Origin of the sequence: Amycolatopsis melonis (assembly GCF_040064235.1) — a bacterium.
In the GTDB taxonomy this organism is placed as follows: Bacteria; Actinomycetota; Actinomycetes; order Mycobacteriales; family Pseudonocardiaceae; genus Amycolatopsis; species Amycolatopsis melonis.
On the sequence record NZ_JBDZYD010000009.1, the window covers coordinates 180,364 to 197,287 of the forward strand.

General features: G+C 72.0%; 16 protein-coding genes. 11 read left to right on the top strand and 5 right to left on the bottom strand.

Going from position 1 to position 16,924, the window contains the following annotated elements; genetic code table 11:
• The first annotated feature begins 12 nt into the window (after positions 1-12).
• The 5 genes from ABJI51_RS24655 to ABJI51_RS24675 are packed head-to-tail and all read left to right on the top strand — an operon-like array spanning position 13 to position 4,808.
• Complete coding sequence (locus ABJI51_RS24655) at positions 13-864, top strand: branched-chain amino acid ABC transporter permease (RefSeq protein ID WP_348953769.1); 852 nt, start codon at positions 13-15, stop codon at positions 862-864.
• On the top strand, positions 861-1,928 hold the full coding sequence (locus tag ABJI51_RS24660) for a branched-chain amino acid ABC transporter permease (protein ID WP_348953770.1): 1,068 nt from the start codon (positions 861-863) through the stop codon (positions 1,926-1,928). The genes ABJI51_RS24655 and ABJI51_RS24660 overlap by 4 nt, the downstream gene beginning before the upstream one ends.
• Positions 1,915-3,228 carry an ABC transporter substrate-binding protein gene (locus tag ABJI51_RS24665; protein ID WP_348953771.1) on the top strand — a complete coding sequence of 438 codons (1,314 nt, stop codon included), beginning with the start codon at positions 1,915-1,917 and terminating at the stop codon, positions 3,226-3,228. Before ABJI51_RS24660 ends, ABJI51_RS24665 begins: the two co-directional genes overlap by 14 nt.
• A 49-nt stretch (positions 3,229-3,277) precedes the next feature.
• Positions 3,278-3,844, top strand: coding sequence for a TetR/AcrR family transcriptional regulator (locus ABJI51_RS24670; protein ID WP_348953772.1), 567 nt, complete (start codon positions 3,278-3,280; stop codon positions 3,842-3,844).
• Positions 3,845-3,866: 22 nt separating this feature from the next.
• Positions 3,867-4,808 carry a GlxA family transcriptional regulator gene (locus ABJI51_RS24675; protein WP_348953773.1) on the top strand — a complete coding sequence of 314 codons (942 nt, stop codon included), beginning with the start codon at positions 3,867-3,869 and terminating at the stop codon, positions 4,806-4,808.
• A gap of 12 nt (positions 4,809-4,820) precedes the next feature.
• On the opposite strand, the gene ABJI51_RS24680 is transcribed toward ABJI51_RS24675, so the two are convergent.
• Both ABJI51_RS24680 and ABJI51_RS24685 read right to left on the bottom strand, forming a co-directional pair.
• Positions 4,821-5,135, bottom strand: a complete 315-nt coding sequence (locus tag ABJI51_RS24680; RefSeq protein ID WP_348953774.1) for a YrhB domain-containing protein — start codon at positions 5,133-5,135, stop codon at positions 4,821-4,823.
• An 11-nt stretch (positions 5,136-5,146) separates the two neighbouring features.
• Positions 5,147-7,012: a toxin glutamine deamidase domain-containing protein gene (locus tag ABJI51_RS24685; RefSeq protein WP_348953775.1), complete on the bottom strand. Its 1,866-nt coding sequence runs from the start codon at positions 7,010-7,012 to the stop codon at positions 5,147-5,149.
• A 260-nt stretch (positions 7,013-7,272) separates the two neighbouring features.
• Here ABJI51_RS24685 and ABJI51_RS24690 point away from each other — a divergent pair, with 260 nt between their 5' ends.
• Entirely contained in the window at positions 7,273-8,385 is a 1,113-nt protein-coding gene (locus ABJI51_RS24690) for a Cmx/CmrA family chloramphenicol efflux MFS transporter (protein WP_431605665.1), read from the top strand.
• Positions 8,386-8,434: 49 nt separating this feature from the next.
• On the opposite strand, the gene ABJI51_RS24695 is transcribed toward ABJI51_RS24690, so the two are convergent.
• The gene (locus ABJI51_RS24695) at positions 8,435-9,598 is read right to left on the bottom strand and encodes an MFS transporter (RefSeq protein ID WP_348953777.1); all 1,164 of its coding nucleotides are present in this window, start codon (positions 9,596-9,598) and stop codon (positions 8,435-8,437) included.
• A 79-nt stretch (positions 9,599-9,677) separates the two neighbouring features.
• On the opposite strand from ABJI51_RS24695, the gene ABJI51_RS24700 reads away from it, so the two are divergent.
• Positions 9,678-10,094, top strand: coding sequence for a MarR family winged helix-turn-helix transcriptional regulator (locus ABJI51_RS24700; protein WP_348953778.1), 417 nt, complete (start codon positions 9,678-9,680; stop codon positions 10,092-10,094).
• Between the two features lie 19 nt (positions 10,095-10,113).
• Here ABJI51_RS24700 and ABJI51_RS24705 read toward each other — a convergent pair whose 3' ends face one another.
• A complete protein-coding gene (locus ABJI51_RS24705) occupies positions 10,114-10,770 on the bottom strand; it encodes a response regulator (protein ID WP_348953779.1) in 657 nt (218 codons plus the stop codon).
• Positions 10,758-11,957, bottom strand: coding sequence for a sensor histidine kinase (locus ABJI51_RS24710; RefSeq protein ID WP_348953780.1), 1,200 nt, complete (start codon positions 11,955-11,957; stop codon positions 10,758-10,760). Before ABJI51_RS24710 ends, ABJI51_RS24705 begins: the two co-directional genes overlap by 13 nt.
• Positions 11,958-12,080: 123 nt before the next feature.
• Here ABJI51_RS24710 and ABJI51_RS24715 point away from each other — a divergent pair, with 123 nt between their 5' ends.
• The 4 genes from ABJI51_RS24715 to ABJI51_RS24730 all read left to right on the top strand — a co-directional run bounded on the left by ABJI51_RS24715 (position 12,081) and on the right by ABJI51_RS24730 (position 16,754).
• Positions 12,081-12,815, top strand: coding sequence for an ABC transporter ATP-binding protein (locus ABJI51_RS24715; protein WP_348953781.1), 735 nt, complete (start codon positions 12,081-12,083; stop codon positions 12,813-12,815).
• A gap of 2 nt (positions 12,816-12,817) precedes the next feature.
• Positions 12,818-15,346, top strand: coding sequence for an FtsX-like permease family protein (locus ABJI51_RS24720; RefSeq protein ID WP_348953979.1), 2,529 nt, complete (start codon positions 12,818-12,820; stop codon positions 15,344-15,346).
• Positions 15,347-15,435: 89 nt separating this feature from the next.
• Entirely contained in the window at positions 15,436-16,095 is a 660-nt protein-coding gene (locus ABJI51_RS24725; protein WP_348953782.1) for a glycoside hydrolase family 11 protein, read from the top strand.
• A 2-nt stretch (positions 16,096-16,097) separates the two neighbouring features.
• Positions 16,098-16,754 (top strand): polysaccharide deacetylase family protein, encoded by a 657-nt coding sequence (locus ABJI51_RS24730; protein ID WP_348953783.1) that lies wholly within the window; start codon positions 16,098-16,100, stop codon positions 16,752-16,754.
• Positions 16,755-16,924: the final 170 nt, after the last annotated feature.

The following is a 16,924-nucleotide window of genomic DNA, read 5'->3' on the forward strand; positions in this document are numbered from 1 at the left end:
GAGCGGTCCGGTATGCAGGACTTCCTCGACCTGACCCTCGGCGGGATCTCGGCAGGCGCGGTGTACGCGGCGCTCGGGCTCGCCCTGGTCATCATCTACCGGGCCACCCGGGTGGTGAACTTCTCGCAGCCCGCGCTGGCGCTGATCTCGACGTACCTCGCGTACTCGGTGACCAAGGCGTCGGGCAGCTACTGGCTCGGGTTCGCCGTCGCGATCGCCGCCGGGACCGTGCTGGGCGTCGTCACCGAACGGCTGCTGATCCGGCCGCTGCGGCACCGCTCGGAACTCAGCTCGATCATCGTCACCCTCGGCCTTCTGCTGGTGCTGCAGGCGATCGCGGGCATGATCTGGTCCAACGAGCCGCTGGCGTTCCCGTACGCCTTCGACTTCCGCGGCCGGTTCTCCGCCAACGACCTCTTCGTCGTGCTGGTCGTGCTCGCCATCGCCGCGCTCGTGCTGGTGGTGTTCAAGTACACGCCGCTGGGCCTGCGGATGCGCGCCGCCGCGTTCGCTCCCGAAGTGGCACGGACGCTCGGCGTGCGGGTCGGGCTGATGCTCACCGTCGGCTGGGGACTGGCCGCGGGCGTCGGCTCGCTGGCCGGGCTGCTGGCCACCCCGCCGTTCCTCTTCCCGAACGTGCTCGACGGCGTCTTCGTCTACGCGCTCACCGCGGCGGTGCTCGGCGGGCTGGAGAACCCGTTGGGCACCATCGCGGGCGGGTTCGTCCTCGGTGTCGGACTGTCCTATGTGTCCGGTTACCTGGGACCGGAGCTGGTGACGATCGCCGCGCTGGCGATCCTGGTCGTCGTGCTGACCGTGCGGCCCAGCGGGTTGTTCGGCCGCGCGAAGGTGAGGCGGGTATGACGGTGCGCACCGGACTGCCGGAAACCCGCGTGCCGGCCGCGGAACAGCGCCGCACGCTGCCGCCCCTGCTGGTGCACACGCTGGCCGCACTGGGCGCGCTGGCCGTGGTCGTCGTGCTCACGCTGGTCACCGACGAGTTCACCAACCTCCGGCTCGCGACGATCGGCTACTACCTGGTCGCCGTCGCCGGGCTGACCCTGCTCACCGGCCTCACCGGGCAGGTTTCCCTTGGCCACGGCGCGTTCATGTTCATCGGCGCCTACACGGTGGCGCTGCTGGTGCGGCGCGTCCCGTCCTTCCCGCTGTGGGCGGACCTGCTGCTGGCCAGTGCCGCCGGCGGGCTCGCCGGGCTGCTGGCGGGCGCCGCGGCGGCCCGGCTGCGTGGCCCGTACCTCGCCGGGGCGACCCTGGCACTGGCCGTCGGGCTCCCGGCGCTGACCCGCCGGTTCCCCGACTTTCTCGGCGGCAGCAACGGACTGAGCTTCACCGTCCACAGCAGACCATCCTTTGTGGTCGGTGTGATCCCGGAACTGCGCTGGCAGACCTGGATCGTCTGGCTCAGCGTGCTCATCGCGCTGGTGCTGGTGGTCAACATCGTCCGCGGCCGTCTCGGGCGCGACTTCCGCGCGGTCCGCGACGACGAGGTCGCCGCCGCGCTGAGCGGCATCGCCGTCGGCCGTACGAAGATCCTCGCGTTCCTCGTCAGCGCGGTGTGCGGCGGGCTCGCCGGTGGCCTGCAGGCGTTCCTGCTCGGCACCGCCGCGCCCGGCTCGTTCACGCCCGCGCTGTCGCTGAGCCTGCTGGCGGCCGTGGTGCTCGGCGGGCTCGGGTCCCTGTGGGGCGCGCTGTGGGGCGCCGTCGCGCTCGTGTACTTCCAGGCCTGGTCCGAAGACCTCGCCGACGTCCTGCACCTGAACACCGACGTGGCCAGCAACCTTCCATTGGCCGTCTACGGCGTGATCCTCATCGTCGTCGTGCTCGCCTTCCCGCGCGGCATTCAGGGCGGTTTTCGGAAACTGGACACGGTGATCCGCCGAGCGAAGGAGAACCATGAGAACCACTAGGTACGGCGCGGGCTTCCTGGCTCTCGCCCTCACGCTGACCGCGTGCGGCGGCGCGGGGGAGAGCAACGGCCCGGGCCCGCAGGCCGCCGACTCGGCGGCCGGCGTCACGAAGGACACCGTCGTCATCGGCACCCACCAGCCGCTCACCGGGCCTGCCGCGCCCGGCTACAGCCGGATCTCCGTCGGCGCCCGCGCGGTCTACCAGGCGATCAACGACGGCGGCGGCGTCAACGGCCGCAGGATCGAGTACAAGGTCGAGGACGACGGCTACAACCCGACCAAGACCGTCGAGGTCGTGAAGAAGCTCGTCCTGCAGGACAAGGTGTTCGCGATCGTCGGCGGGCTCGGCACGCCGACGCACTCGAAGGTCGTCGACTACCTCAACTCCGAGGGCGTGCCCGACCTGCTGGTCTCCTCCGGCGCGCTTGCCTGGGACAACCCGCAGAAGGCGCCGATGACCTTCGGCTACCAGGTCGACTACACCCGCGAGGGCAAGATCCAGGGCCAGTACGTCAAGGACACCTTCGCGGGCAGGAAGGTCGGCTACTTCACGCAGAACGACGACATCGGCCGCGACACCCAGGCCGGGCTCGACCAGTTCGTCAAGGACCAGACGGTCGTCCGGCAGGGCTACGACAGCGCCAACACCGACGTCACGCCGCAGCTGTCCGCGCTCAAGGCCGCCGGCGCCGAGGTCGTGGTCTGCGCGTGCATCCCCGCGTTCACCGCGCTGGCCATCCTGGCCGCGGCGAAGATCGGCTACCACCCGCAGTTCGTGGTCAGCAGCATCGGCGCCGACCCGGCGACGCTGTCCGGGCTGCTGCAGGACTTCGCCAAGCGCGGCGGCGCCAGCGTCTCCAGCGCGCAGCTGCTGTCCGGCCTGATCGGCACCGGCTACCTGCCGGACGTCGCGCAGACGGCGGACCCGTGGGTCGCCTACTTCAAGGGCATCCACGACAAGTACATCCCGAAGGAGCCGTTCACCAACACCGTGCTGTTCGGCATGGTCCAGGCGTACACGTTCGCGCAGGCGCTGAAGGCGGCCGGGCCGGAGCCGACGCGGCAGAAGCTCGTCGACGCGATGAGCTCCGGCGCCCTCAAGGGGCCGGGGCTGACGCCGTTCGGGTTCTCGAAGGACTCGCACGCCGGCTACACCGGCGCATACGTGTTCAAGATCAACCCGGACACCACGACGACGGTGATCCGGCCGCCTGCGGTCACCGACCGGGGCACCGGCGCGATCACGCCGTACACCGGCGAGCGCGCCACGCCCGAGCAGGTCAGTCCGGTGGGCAGGTGAGACCGGGGCCGGGCCGGGGCGCGGCCCGGCCCCTTCCTAGGGTGACGGCATGACGGTCAAGGAGAGGGTCGTGCGCGCCGCGGTGCGGCTGTTCGCCGAGAAGGGCTTCGAGGCGACGACGGTCCGCGAGATCGTCGAAGCCGCCGGCGTCACGAAGGGCGGCCTGTACCACTACTTCGAGTCCAAGGACGACCTGCTCTTCGAGATCTACGCGGCGATGCTGCGGATGCAGACGCGCCGGATGGTGACGATCGCGGAGTCCGACCTGCCGCTGCCGGAACGCCTGCACGCGATCATCGTCGACGTCGTCGTCACGAGCATCGCCGACCTCGACGCGGCGACCGTGTTCTTCCAGTCGTTCCCGCTGCTGGAGAAGTCCAAGCAGGTCCAGGTACGGGCCGAGCGGCGCACCTACCACGAGCGGGTGCGGGACCTGGTCGCCGAGGGGCAGCGCGCGGGGATCTTCCGCGCCGACGTCCCGGCCGACCTGGTGATCAACTACCACTTCGGCGCGATCCACCGGCTCGGCATGTGGTACCACGCGGACGGGGAGCTGTCGGGCGAGCAGGTGGGCAGGCACTTCGCGGACCTGATGCTGCGCAGCCTCCGTCCTTAGTGGACGGATTAGGCTGGTCGGCATGGAGATCGTCGCCGTCCTCGCACTGGACCAGGTCGTGCCGTTCGACCTGGCGACGCCCATCGAGGTCTTCTCGCGGACGCGCCTGCCGGACGGACGGCCCGCCTACGACGTCCGCATCTGCGGCGAAGGCGAGGTCGACGCCGGCACGTTCACGCTGCGCCCGCCGTGGGACCTCACCGGGCTCGACGGCGCGCACACGATCATCGTGCCCGGCCGCTCGGCGAACCCGCCGGTACCGCCCGCGGTGCTGACGGCGTTGCGCGCGGCAGCGGAGCGGGGAACGCGGATCGCGTCGATCTGCTCGGGCGCGTTCGTCCTGGCCGCGACGGGTCTGCTGGACGGCCTGCGCGCAACGACCCACTGGGCCGCGGCGGCGGAGCTGGCCCGTAGGCACCCGGCGGTGGAGGTCGACCCGAACGTGCTGTACGTGGACAACGGCCAGTTCCTGACGTCGGCGGGCGCGGCGGCGGGCCTGGACCTGTGCCTGCACCTGATCCGCCGCGACCACGGTTCGGCGGTGGCGGCCGACGCGGCCCGCCTGTCGGTGATGCCGCTGGAGCGCGAAGGCGGCCAGGCGCAGTTCATCGTGCCGGACCTGCCCCCGGTCCCGCGCGGATCGGAACTGGAGCCGGTGCTGGCGTGGCTGGAGGAGAACTGCGCGGCCGAGCTGACGCTGCCGGACATCGCGGCGCGCGCGGGAATGAGCACCCGCACGCTGAACCGCCGGTTCCGCGAGCAGACGGGGACAACGCCACTGCAGTGGCTGCTGCGCGCCCGGGTGCGGCGCGCCCAGTACTTGCTGGAGGAGACCGGCGAGCCGGTGGACCGCATCGCGGCCAGGACCGGGTTCGGCTCACCGGCGGCGTTCCGGGACCGGTTCAAGCGGGTGGTCGGGACCAGCCCGCAGGCCTACCGGGCGGGCTTCCGGGGCCGGGAGTGAGAAACCGGTCGCCTACGCAAGCCATTTCGTGCGCCCGGACGCAACGTCCGCCAGGTACTGCTCGACGGGAATCGCCGAAGGCGGATAATGGGCAGCTGAACCGTCTTTCGGTACAAGAACCATGTTCGGTATCAAAGCGTAGTTGATGTCGCCGGACTGGACGAAATATTCCGATGCGAAAGGAACGACCCACGCCGTGGGGTACTCCTCGATCAGGTCCTCCTGCACGACGATCTTTCCCAGTTCGTCGTCATTCAGCGCCTCGCCGTAGCAGCCGCGCAGGATGGCGCGTGTCCGCTCGACGGCGTCGGCTCGGCTGACGTCCATCAGTCACTCCTTCACTTGTACCTGAGCAGGGATACGCTGACAACGCCGGGTTCCAGCCATGCGAGCCTGCCGTCCTGGCCGTCCAGGAAAACAATACCGTTCCGGTCGTGCACGACGTTGAAGACGTGTCCCTGCTGCTGGCCCCGCCGGATGATGGCGACGACTCCGCGTGCCCCTTCGCCTGCGGCTCGCATCCGCCTGATCACGTCGTCGTATCCGGTGGTCGGCTCCCACCGGCCACCCAGGCGATCGGCTATCTTCTTCAACGATTCCGGCCGCTTGCCGGCGGTGACCGGGAGCCCCCGATAGGTCAACGCTCGCTCCACGGCCACGACGCAGCGCGTACAGTTCGTCCGGTGGAACGGCTTTCGGGTCCAGAAGTTCCGCGAGTTGATCTGCTTCAGTTCGGGGTATTGGCGCCGCAGCAGCTGCCGCGCGATCCGCGGGTCCACGCTCTTCAGATGGATAGCCGGTTCCGAAGCTTCACCGCCCGGCCGGTTGAAGTCCCGCCACCGGCGGGGCAGATCCCGCTGGGCGGCGTGGCCGCCCTCGCCCTGCCGGGAGCTCGGCATCCCGGCGTGCCCCTCACCGGCGCCGCCGCTCCTCGCCGGGACACCGCTTTCGCCTGAACCGACTCGTCTGGTGGTTCCGGGGGATGGCGAGGCGGACGTCGTTCGTGTCCGGGAGGACGTTGTCCTTCCCGACCGAGGTATCTGCGTGGCCGGGACGGCGGAGACGACCTTCGGCGGCGCAGCCGATTGTGGAAGGGCCGGAGTGCCTTGCCCGGCGGCCGTGGTGGACGGCACGCTCCCCGTCTCCGAGGTGGCCGGATCCGGCCTGCTCGCCTTCCGGTCCGTCGTCCTGGCAGTGGGCACTTTCACGCTGCCGGGAGTGGATGTCCGTGAGCCCAGTGTCGCACCTTTGGCTGCGCCGAGGTTTCCTACGGCGCTGGTCAAGGCGGTCTCCCACAGCTTTGCGTCGACTTTGTCCGGCTCTGGTTGCTTCCCGCTCAGGGAGGTGGCGGCCAGCTCCTTCTCGAATTCTTTGCTGCAGCGCACTTGAGGGCCGGAGAAAATGCCGTCCATGCAGAGTTCGCCGATGTCCCTGGCAACGATGGTGGCCCGGGCGTCGTCGCAGTCCACGCCGGGGCCGCACCTTCCAGGCGTGCTGCCGGCCAGTTTTTCCCGGAGTTTCGGCAGCAGTTCGCTTTCCGGTGGTGCGTTCTTGCGCAGCCGATAGCCGTTGACCAGTGTTTCGCCGGTGGCCGGATCAACCTCGCGAACGAGGTTCGGGCCGACCAGTCTCTTGGCGCCGGGGGCCGGCGGCAGTCCTCCGACGCTGGCGTGCTCATCGGCCTCCTCCTTCTGCCGCTGCTTCCGCTTCTTCTCCGCTGCCACGGCTTCGTGCCGGCCCTGGGAGCGGGCCCGGATGCCGGCGGCCTGGCGTTCTTTCTCTTCGTCGTTCTTCTGGTGGTGCTCTGCCGCGTTCGCGGAACTGTCGTTTCCGCTGGACTGCTTGACGGCGGCCGCCTTCTTTTCCCTGTTTTGCTGGCGGCGCTCCGCGGCGTTCGCTGATCCGCTGGTTTGCCTCGACCCTTTCCTGGTGGCCTCTTCCTCCTGCCGTTCAGCCTTCTCGCGGCGATGCTCGGCAGCCCTCTCCGACCCGGCGGTCAGAGCTTGCTTGTTCTTCTCGGCGTTGTCGATGCGGTGCTCCGCCGCGTTTGCCGAGCCGCTGGTTTGGGGTGCGGAGGGGGTGCCTGCGGTGTTCTTGGGTTCCGCGTGCGCATCCGCGCTCCCGAGGGTGCAGAATATCGCCGTCAGTACTCCGGTAGGGACCGAGTAGAGAACGGCTTTTGTCAGGACTGATCGTTTGTCCACCGGTTCTCCTGTCCAATGCGAGTAACGCGTTGCGAGCCCTGTCCATCGGGGAAGCTAACACCGGCAGTACATTCGGAATACATCTTCGATCCAGGCGGCAGGGTCCGGCTCCTCACGCCACGACACGGGCAGGTAGAGTCGGGATCATGTCGAGCCCCGAAGCGTCCAGGGCCGGGCTGTCGGTCATCCCGGCGGCCCGATAACTTCCGTTCTTCCCGGCCCCGGGTGACCACGAGATCGTCCCGTCGATTCCGTGCTCCCTGGAGTTTCGTGTGCCCTTGTACTTCCTTGCCCTGGCGGTGTTCGCCATGGGCACGTCCGAATTCATGCTGGCCGGGCTGGTCCCGGCCGTCTCCGCCGCGCTGGACGTCTCCCTTGCGCAGGCGGGGTACCTGACGTCCGGTTTTGCCGTCGGCATGGTTGCCGGCGCGCCGTTGATGGCCGCGCTTGCGCGGTCGTGGCGGCCGCGGACCGCGCTGGTGGGTTTCCTGGCCGTTTTCGTTGCTGCGCACGTCGTTGGCGCGCTGACGTCGTCGTTCGGGGTCCTGCTGGGGACGCGGGTGGTCGCCGCCGTCGCGAACGCGGGGTTTCTCGCCGTCGCCGTGACCGCCGCGACCGCGCTCGTGCCGCCGGATCGCAAGGGCCGCGCGCTCGCCGTCCTGCTGAGCGGCACGACCGTGGCGTGCATTGCCGGAGTTCCCTGCGGGGCGCTGCTCGACGCCGCTTTCGGCTGGCGGTCGGCGTTCTGGGCGGTCGCCCTGCTGTGCGTGCCCGCGTTCGCCGGGGTGTGGCGGATTGCCGACACACCGGGCGAGGCGCCGGGCGGCCTGCGTGCCGAGCTGGCCGAACTGCCGCGCCTGGCAGGTGTGCTCCTGCTCGGCGCGCTCGTCAACGCCGCCACGTTCGGGGTCTTCACCTACCTTGCGCCGCTGGCGGACGGTGTCGCGCCGGTGCCGGTGGTGCTCGCCGCCTTCGGGGCCGGGTGCTTTGCCGGGGTCACGGCCGCGGGACGGCTTGCCGACCGGTGGCCGGGCCGGGTCGTCGCGTGGGGTGGCGGGCTGCTGCTCGCCGGGTGGGTCGCGCTGGCCGTCACCGCCCACGTCCCGGCGGCGCTGGTCGGGCTCGCCTTCACGCAGGGGGCGTTGTCGTTCGCGGTCGGCGGGACGGTGATCACCCGGATCCTGCACCTGGCCACCGGCGCGCCGACGATGGCGGGGTCGTACGCGACCGCGGCCCTCAACGTCGGCGCGACGGCAGGCCCGGTGGCCGCCGGAGCGCTGCTCGGCGCGGTGAGCCCGTTCTGGCTGGCCGCCGCCCTGGTGGCGGCGGCGCTGCTGCTGCGCGCGAAGGTCGCGCGGCCAGGCCAGGACTGAGCCAGACCGGGTGGTCTGCCGCGGCTTGTCGTGAGTGGTAATTAGGGTTCTAACCCGAATTACCACTCACGACCGCGGACCGGCGGCGGGACTGGCGGAGTGATGACAGCGCGATCCCGAGACCCGCGATGGTGAGCACCGCCGCCACGAGGTAGATCGGCCGGGGGCCTGCGGCGTCGACGACCCGGCCGCCCAGCCAGCCCGCGGCGGCCGCCGCCAGCTGGTAGCCCGACGCGTTGACCGCCACGGCCAGCGTCGGGGCCGCGGCCGCCGCCGTGATCACCTGGGTCTGCATGCCCGGGACCAGGGCGAAGGCCAGCGCGCCCAGCAGGACTGTCGAAGCCACCGTCACCACCGGCTGGCCCGCGGCCGCCCAGCTCACCGCCAGGACTCCGGCCAGCGCCGCGAGCAGCCCGGCCAGCGACGGCAGCAAAGCCCGGTCCGCCAGCCAGCCGCCCGCCGCGTTGCCCGCGACCGCGCCGATGCCGTAGGCCAGCAGGAGCACCGGCACGGCGCTGCCGGGGAATCCGCCCACCTCGGTCAGCAGCGGGGCGAGGTAGGTGAAGACCATCAGGACGCCGACGTTGCCCGCCGCGGTCAGCGCGATCGCCCGCCACACCCGGCCCTCGGCGAAGATCCGCAGCTCGCCGGTCACCCGGCCGGTCGTCGACGGCGGACCCGGCGGGACGAACCGCAGCACCAGCAGCAGCGCGACCGCGGCGGCGGCCGCGACCGCCCAGAACGTCGCCCGCCAGCCGAAGTGCTGGCCGGTGACCGTGCCCAGCGGCGCGCCGAGGACGATGCCGAGGTTCATGCCCAGCGCCACCTTCGCGACAGCCGCGGCCTGCCTGCCCGGCCGGGCCGAGGCGGCGGCCGTGGCGACCGCGACGGCGAAGAACGTGCCGACGACCAGCCCGGCGAGCACCCGCGAAGCCAGCAGCAGAGCGTGGCCCGGCGCGACGGCCGAAGCCGCGTTCGCCAGCACGGACACCGCGACGAGCCCGACGATCAGCGGCTTCCGGGCCACCCGGGCGGTCAGCAGGGTGACGACCGGGCCGCCGGCGATCATGCCGATCGCGTAGGCGGTGGTCAGCAGCCCCGCCGCCGACAGCGGGACCCCGAGCCCGGCCGCGACGTCGGGGAGGATCCCCGACACCACGAACTCGCCGGTCGTGAGGCTGAACACGACGAGCATGAGGGAGAAGACGGCCACAGAACCCCCAGATGGTTCGAGTTGTAATCATTCGAACTAGAACTATCACAGTTCGAACCGTGACGGCTAGGCTGGGGACATGGCGAGCGAGCAGATCGACCGGGACGTGTGCAAGCTGGTCCACCGGCTCGCGCACACGCTCGACGTCCACGTCCGCCGTGTCGCGGACGAGATGGGCCTGACGCCGAGCCAGGTGGTGGCGCTGCGCGAGCTGTCGGAGCCGATCACCGCGCGCGAGCTGGCGGCGCGGATGGCGTGCGAGGCCTCGAACGCGACGTTCGTGCTGGACCGCCTCGAGGAACGCGGCCTGCTGAACCGGCACCCGCACCCGGACGACCGCCGGGCCAAGCAGATCGTCCTCACCGCCGAGGGCACCCGCCGCCGGGCCGAGGCGGTCCGGCTGCTCGGGGAGCGGTCGCCGGTGGGTGCGCTGCGGGCGGACCAGCAGGAAGCGCTGCGGGAACTACTGTCCGCTTTGGACGGTCAGCTCGGCTGACGCTGACGGCGAAGCCGAACTACCCCGCGTCGCGGCCAAGATAAGCCAGGACCGCCTGCACCCGCCGGTGCCCGGAACCTTCGTCCGACGGCAGGCCGAGTTTCGCGAAGATGTTGCGGATGTGCTTGAGCACCGCGCCGTCGCTGACGACCAGCAGCTCGGCGATCGTGCTGTTGTTGTAGCCCTCCGCCATCAGGGCCAGGACTTCGCGTTCGCGGGCCGTCAGTGCGGCCAGCGGGTCGGCTGCGCGGCGGCGGCCCATCAGCCTGCCGATCACCTCCGGGTCCATGGCCGTGCCGCCCTTGGCGACGCGGTCGAGCGCGTCCAGGAACCGCTCGACCTTGCCGACGCGTTCCTTGAGCAGGTATCCGACCGCGCCGACGCCGTCGGCCAGCAGCTCGACCGCGTAACTCGTCTCCACGTGCGCGGACAGCACCAGCACCGGCAGCGCCGGGTGGATCTCCCGGGCGCGCACGGCCGCGCGCAGGCCCTCGTCGCGGTGGGTCGGTGGCATCCGGACGTCCATCACCACCGCGTCGGGGCGGTCGTTCTCGATGAACGCCAGGAAGTCCTCGGCGTTGTCGACCGCCGCGGCCACCTCGATGCCCGCCGTCTTCAGCAGCAGTGCCAGGCCTTCGCGCAGCAGCGCGTCGTCCTCGGCGATCACGACCCGCATGGCAGCTCCACTCGCAGCACCGTCGGCCCACCGGGTGGGCTGGTCAGTTTCAGGGTTCCGTCGAACGCCTCGGCGCGACGGCGGATGCCCGCCAGGCCGCTGCCGCCGGACTCCTCGGCTCCGCCGTGGCCGTCGTCGCGGATTTCCAGGAACAGCACCGAATCCGTGCCGCCGAGCGTGATGTCCACTTGGGACGCTCCGGCGTGCTTGGTCACGTTGGCCAGTGCCTCGGCGACGACGAAGTACGCGGCGGCCTCGACCGCGGCCGGGCGGCCCGTCTCGTGTTCGACGTCGACGGCCGCCGGCACCGGGCAGCGTTCGGCGAGTGCGCGCACCGCCCCGGCCAGCCCGCGCTCCGACAGCAGCGGCGGGTGGATGCTGCGCACCACCGTGCGCAGCTCGGCCAGCGCGTCGGTCGCCGTGTCCTGTGCCTTGACCAGCAGCTCGCGCGCCGCCGCCGGGTCACGCTCGTACAGCTGGTCCGCGATGCCCAGCTGCAGCACCACGGCCGCGATCCGGGCCTGCGTGCCGTCGTGCAGGTCACGCTCGATGCGGCGCAGCTCCGCGCCGTGTGCCTCCAGTGCCGCCGCCCGGGTCGCGGTCAGCTCGGCGACGCGGTCCGCCAGCACGACGCCGGGTGCCGGGGTCAGCAGCCGCCACGCCGTCCGCGCCTGCCACCGCGCGGCCCACGGCAGCAGCAGGGTCAGCGCCGCCATCGCCGCGCCGACCAGCAGCGTCAGCGCCGCCATCGGCCACGAGTTCACCTGCTGCCCGAGCGAGCCCTCGATCCCGCCGGGCACGGCAGGCCAGACGACGGCCGTGACGACCTGCTGGACAACGCCCAGCGGGAGCCCGACCGCCAGCGCGCCCAGCAGCATGCCGGTCGCCGCGTGGATCGCCAGCCACGCGAGGTCGCGGCGGGTGGCCGGGTCCTTCAGCGGGGAGCCGTCGCGGTAGGGCTCGGGGATCGGCTCGCCGAGTTCGCGCGCGGCCCGGCGCCGGTCGAGCGCGACCGGACGGCGGGCCAGGCGGAGCGCCGGGGCCAGCGACGGGATCCCGACGCCGAACGGGCACAGCAGCAGCACCGCGGCCAGCAGGGTGAGGGCGAAGATCGACAGCAGCGAAGTACCGGCGCCGACGGCGAGGTAACGGACCGCCGACCAGCACTGGCGCAGGCGGGTCGTCACGACCACAGTGTGCACCCCACCGCCGGGGTAGCGCCTGCGCTACCCCCGATTGTCGGCTCCACGGGATCGAACCCGCGGCCGTGCCGCCCTAGTTTTCCTTGGGAGACAACGAAGGGGAGCACGATGACCACAGGGTATGCGCTGGAACTGGCCGGCGTGCGGAAGGTCTACGGCGCCGGCGACGGCGCGGTGACCGCGCTGGACGGGGTGTCGGCGGGGGTGGCACGCGGGACGTTCACCGCGGTGATGGGCCCGTCCGGTTCGGGCAAGAGCACCTTCCTGCACTGCGCGGCCGGGCTCGACCGGCCGACGGCGGGCCGGGTGCTGCTGGGCGGCACCGAGATCGGGCGGCTGAAGGAAGGCGAGCTGACCCGGCTGCGGCGCACCCGGATCGGGTTCGTCTTCCAGGCCTACAACCTGCTGCCGTCGCTGAACGTGCTGCAGAACGTCACGCTGCCGCTGCGGCTGGCCGGGACGAAGCCGGACCCGCGGTGGCTGCGGGACGTCGTCGAAGGCGTCGGGATCGCCAAGCGGCTGGAGCACCGCCCGGCCGAGCTGTCCGGCGGACAGCAGCAGCGCGTCGCGATCGCGCGGGCGCTCGTCACGCGGCCCGAGGTGGTGCTGGCCGACGAGCCGACCGGCGCCCTCGACACCCGCACCGCGCGGCAGGTGCTCGACCTGCTGCGCACGGTGGTCGACGACCTGGGCCAGACGGTCCTGATGGTCACCCACGACCCGGTCGCCGCCTCGGCCGCGCACAGCGTGCTCTTCCTCGCCGACGGACGGCTGGCCGGCCGCCTCCCGCACCCCACGCCCGAACGCGTGGCGGAGCGGATGACGCACCTCGGGGAGTGGTGAGCATGCTGACACTGGCCTGGCAGACGATCCGCAGCCGGCTCGGCGGGTTCGCCGGTGCGTTCGTCGCGATCCTGTGCGGCACCGCCCTCGTGGCGGCCTGCGGCGTCCTCATGGAGTCCGGCCTGCGCGCCGGCGTCCCCACCGAGCGGTACGCCGCCGCGGACGTCGTCGTCGGCGGGGCCCGGACCGTCCGGCCGCCGGGCGCCGACGCGCTGTCGTTCGAGCAGGTCGGCGAGCAGCCCGCGGTCCCGGCCGAGCTGGCCGGACGCCTCGCGGCGGTGCCCGGCGTCCGCGCCGCGGTCGCGGAACAGAGCTTCCCGGCGCAGGTCGTCACCCCGGACGGGCAGCTGCTCGGCGGGCCGCGGTCCTGGGGCCACAACTGGGACGCGGCCGTCCTGGCGCCGTTCACCCTGCGCGGCGGCGACGCGCCGGTGGCCGGCGGCGACGTCGTGCTCGACGCCGACCTCGCGCGCCGCGCCGGCGTCGGCATCGGGGGCATGGTGCGGATCCAGACGCGCTCAGTGCCCGAGACGTTCCGGGTGAGCGGCATCGTCGGCGCGCAGTCCCGGCAGTCGGCGCTGTTCTTCGCCCCGGCGCGGGCCGCGGACCTGGCCGGGCGGCCCGGGCAGGCCCACGCGATCGGCGTCCTCGCCGAGCCCGGCGTCTCGCCCGAAGCCCTGGCCGGCCGGGTACGGGCCGCCGCGCCCGGCACCGAGGTGGCCACCGGACCCGAGCGCAGCAGCATCGAATTCCTCGACGTCGGCCAGACGCGGACCCTGCTGCTGGCGATCGCCGGCTCGTTCGGCGGGTTCGCGTTGCTCATCGCCGTGTTCGTGGTCGCGAGCACCCTGGCCCTGACGATCAACCAGCGGCGCCGCGAGTTCGCGCTGCTGCGGGCGGTCGCGGCGACCCCGCGGCAGATCCGCAAGCTCATCGGCACCGAGACGACGCTGGTCGCGCTTGCCGCCGGCGTGCTCGGCAGCGCGCTGGGCCTGGCGGTGGCGTCCGGGCTGCGGGACGCGTTCGCCGCGATCGGCGTGCTCCCGGCGGACTTCGGGCTGGCCTACAGCCCGCTGCCGCTGCTCGCCGCGGTCCTGCTCGGCCTGGGCGCGGCCCGGCTGGCCGCGTGGGCGGCGGCGCGGCGGCCGTCGTCGATCCGCCCGGTCGAGGCACTGGGCGAGGCCGCGGTGGAACGGCGGACGCTCGGCCGCGGCCGCATGCTCACCGGCTGCGGCCTGGTGCTGGCCGGTGCCGGCGGCGCGCTCGTCCCGCTGTTCCTGCGCGGCGAGGCGGCGGCCGCGACGTCGTCGATGGCGACGCTGGTGATCGTCATCGGGCTGGCCGTGCTCGGGCCGCTGGTGACCGGGCTGCTGGTGCGGCCGCCGGCGCCGCTGCTCGGCCGGATCTGGCGGATCAGCGGCTACCTGGCCGGGGCGAACGCGCACGCGAACACCCGGCGCGTCGCCGCCGCGGTGACCCCGCTGATGCTGGCGATCGCGTTCGCGCTGGCCATGTTCTACGGCCCCACGTCGAGCACCGCGGCCGCACGGGAGGAGACCGCGCGGTCGACGACCGCCGACTACGTGCTCACCGGCCCGGCGGGCGTGCCGCCGGAGGTCGCCGACGCCGTCCGGCGCGTCCCGGGCGTGGTGGCGGCGACGCCGGTGGTGCGCACGTCGGTGATCACCGCGACGTCACTGGCCGACAGCGTGGAGGTCCAGCGGACCCCCGCGCAGGGCCTGGCGGGCGCGCAGGCCGGCGGCGTGCTGGAACCGGGCGTCGACGCCGGTCGGCTGAGCGACCTGACCGGCGACACGGTGGCGCTGAGCCGTCCCGAAGCCGACTGGCTGGGCAAGGGAATCGGCGACGAGGTGTCGTTCTACTTCGGCGACGGCGTCCCGGCGAAGCTGCGGGTGGTCGCCACGTACACACGTGACCAGGCGTTCGGCGACTTCGTGCTGCCCGTCGAGCTGGCCCGGCAGCACACCGGCGGGCGGCTGGACGACTCGGTGCTGGTGCGGCGCTCGCCGGGCGCGGACCCCGCGGCGGTCGAGACCGCGCTGCGGGCCCTGCCATACCCGGGCCTGACGCTTACGTCGCCGACGGCCGCCGCTCCCGAAGACGGCGAGGGGCAGGCGCAGTTCTATCTGAACCTCGTCGCGGCCGGGGTCATCGTTGGGTACCTCGCGATTTCCGTGGCCAACACGCTGGTCCTGACGACCGCGCAGCGTTCCCGGGAGTTCGCCCTGCTGCGCCTGGTCGGCACGACCCGCCGTCAGGTGACCCGCATGATGCGGCTCGAAGCGCTGGCCACGGCCGGGATCGCGGTGGTCTTGGGCACGCTGGTCGCGTTGCTTCCGCTGGCGTTGCTCAACTTCGGCCTGCGCGGCAGCCCGGTACCGCCGGGACCGCCGTCCGTCTACTTCGGAATCATCGGCGGCGCGGTGGCGCTCGGCCTGGTGGCGATGGGCGTGGCGACGTCGGTGGCGCTGCGGGCCCGGCCGATCGACGCGATCGGCGTCCGCGAGTAGCCGGTCGAAACTTTCCGAAAGTGATTGCCTCACCACCGGCTGTGCTCGCATGCTTTCGCCAAGCTGGTCAGCCTCGACGAGGAGGAAGAATGCGCACGAAGAACCGCTTCAGGGTGTTCGCCGGTGGGGCCGCACTCGCGGTGATCGCCGCGTTGCTGCCCGGGGTGGCGCGAGCCGACACGGTCATCACGTCCAACCAGACCGGCACGAACAACGGCTACTACTACTCGTTCTGGACCGCCGGTGGTGGCTCGGTCTCCATGACGCTCGGTTCCGGCGGGAACTACCGGACGAACTGGAGCAACATCAACAACTTCGTCGCCGGCAAGGGCTGGAGCAACGGCAGCCGCCGGACGGTGAACTACTCCGGCAGCTTCAACCCGTCCGGCAACAGCTACCTGGCCCTCTACGGCTGGACGTCCAACCCGCTGGTCGAGTACTACATCGTGGACAACTGGGGCAGCTGGCGGCCGACCGGGACGTACAAGGGCACGGTGACCAGCGACGGCGGCACCTACGACATCTACCAGACGACGCGGTACAACGCGCCGTCGGTCGAGGGGAACAAGACGTTCAACCAGTACTGGAGCGTCCGCCAGCAGCGGCGTACCGGCGGCAGCATCACCACCGGCAACCACTTCGACGCGTGGTCCCGCGCCGGCATGCGGCTCGGCAGCTTCAACTACTACATGATCCTCGCGACCGAGGGGTACCAGAGCAGCGGCAGCTCCAACATCACGGTGGGCTGACGATGCGAAGCGCACTCCTGGCGGCCGCAGCCTGCGCGGCGGCGACCCTGGTCGCCGTCACCCCGGCACAGGCGGCGACGTGCAACGGCTACGTCGGCCTGACGTTCGACGACGGGCCGTCCAACGCCCACACCCCGGCACTGCTGAGTGCGTTGCAGCAGAACGGGTTGCGGGCCACGATGTTCAACGAGGGCCAGTACGCGGCCGCGTACCCGGCCCAGGTCCGGGCCCAGGTGACCGCGGGCATGTGGGTGGGCAACCACAGTTACACGCACCCGCACCTGCCCCAGCTGGGCCAGGCACAGGTGGACTCGGAGATTTCCCGCACACAGCAGGCCATCGCGGCCGCGGGCGGCGGAACGCCCCGGCTGTTCCGCCCGCCGTACGGGGAAACGAACACGACGGTCCAGTCGGTCGCGGCGAAGTACGGCCTCCGCCAGATCATCTGGGACGTCGATTCGCAGGACTGGAACAACGCCAGCGTGGACGCGATAGTCCAGGCCGCCGGGCGGCTGGGCAACGGGCAGATCATCCTGATGCACGAGTGGCCTGCCAACACCTTGGCGGCGATCCCGCGGATCGCGCAGACACTGCGCAACCGAGGGCTGTGCCCGGGAATGATCTCGCCGCAGACCGGGCGTGCGGTGGCCCCGGCCTGACGGCAGGTGGCGCGGCGGTCCCAGCCGCCGCGCCACGCCCCGGCCGATCCCGGACGCCTGCCGGGACGATCAAAGCCCGCCCGCGTGGGTCTGCCGCGGCTTGTCGTGAGTGGTAATTCGCGGTCTAACCCCCAAGAACCCCCCACCCCCCGTGGGGGCGGGCGGCCCCG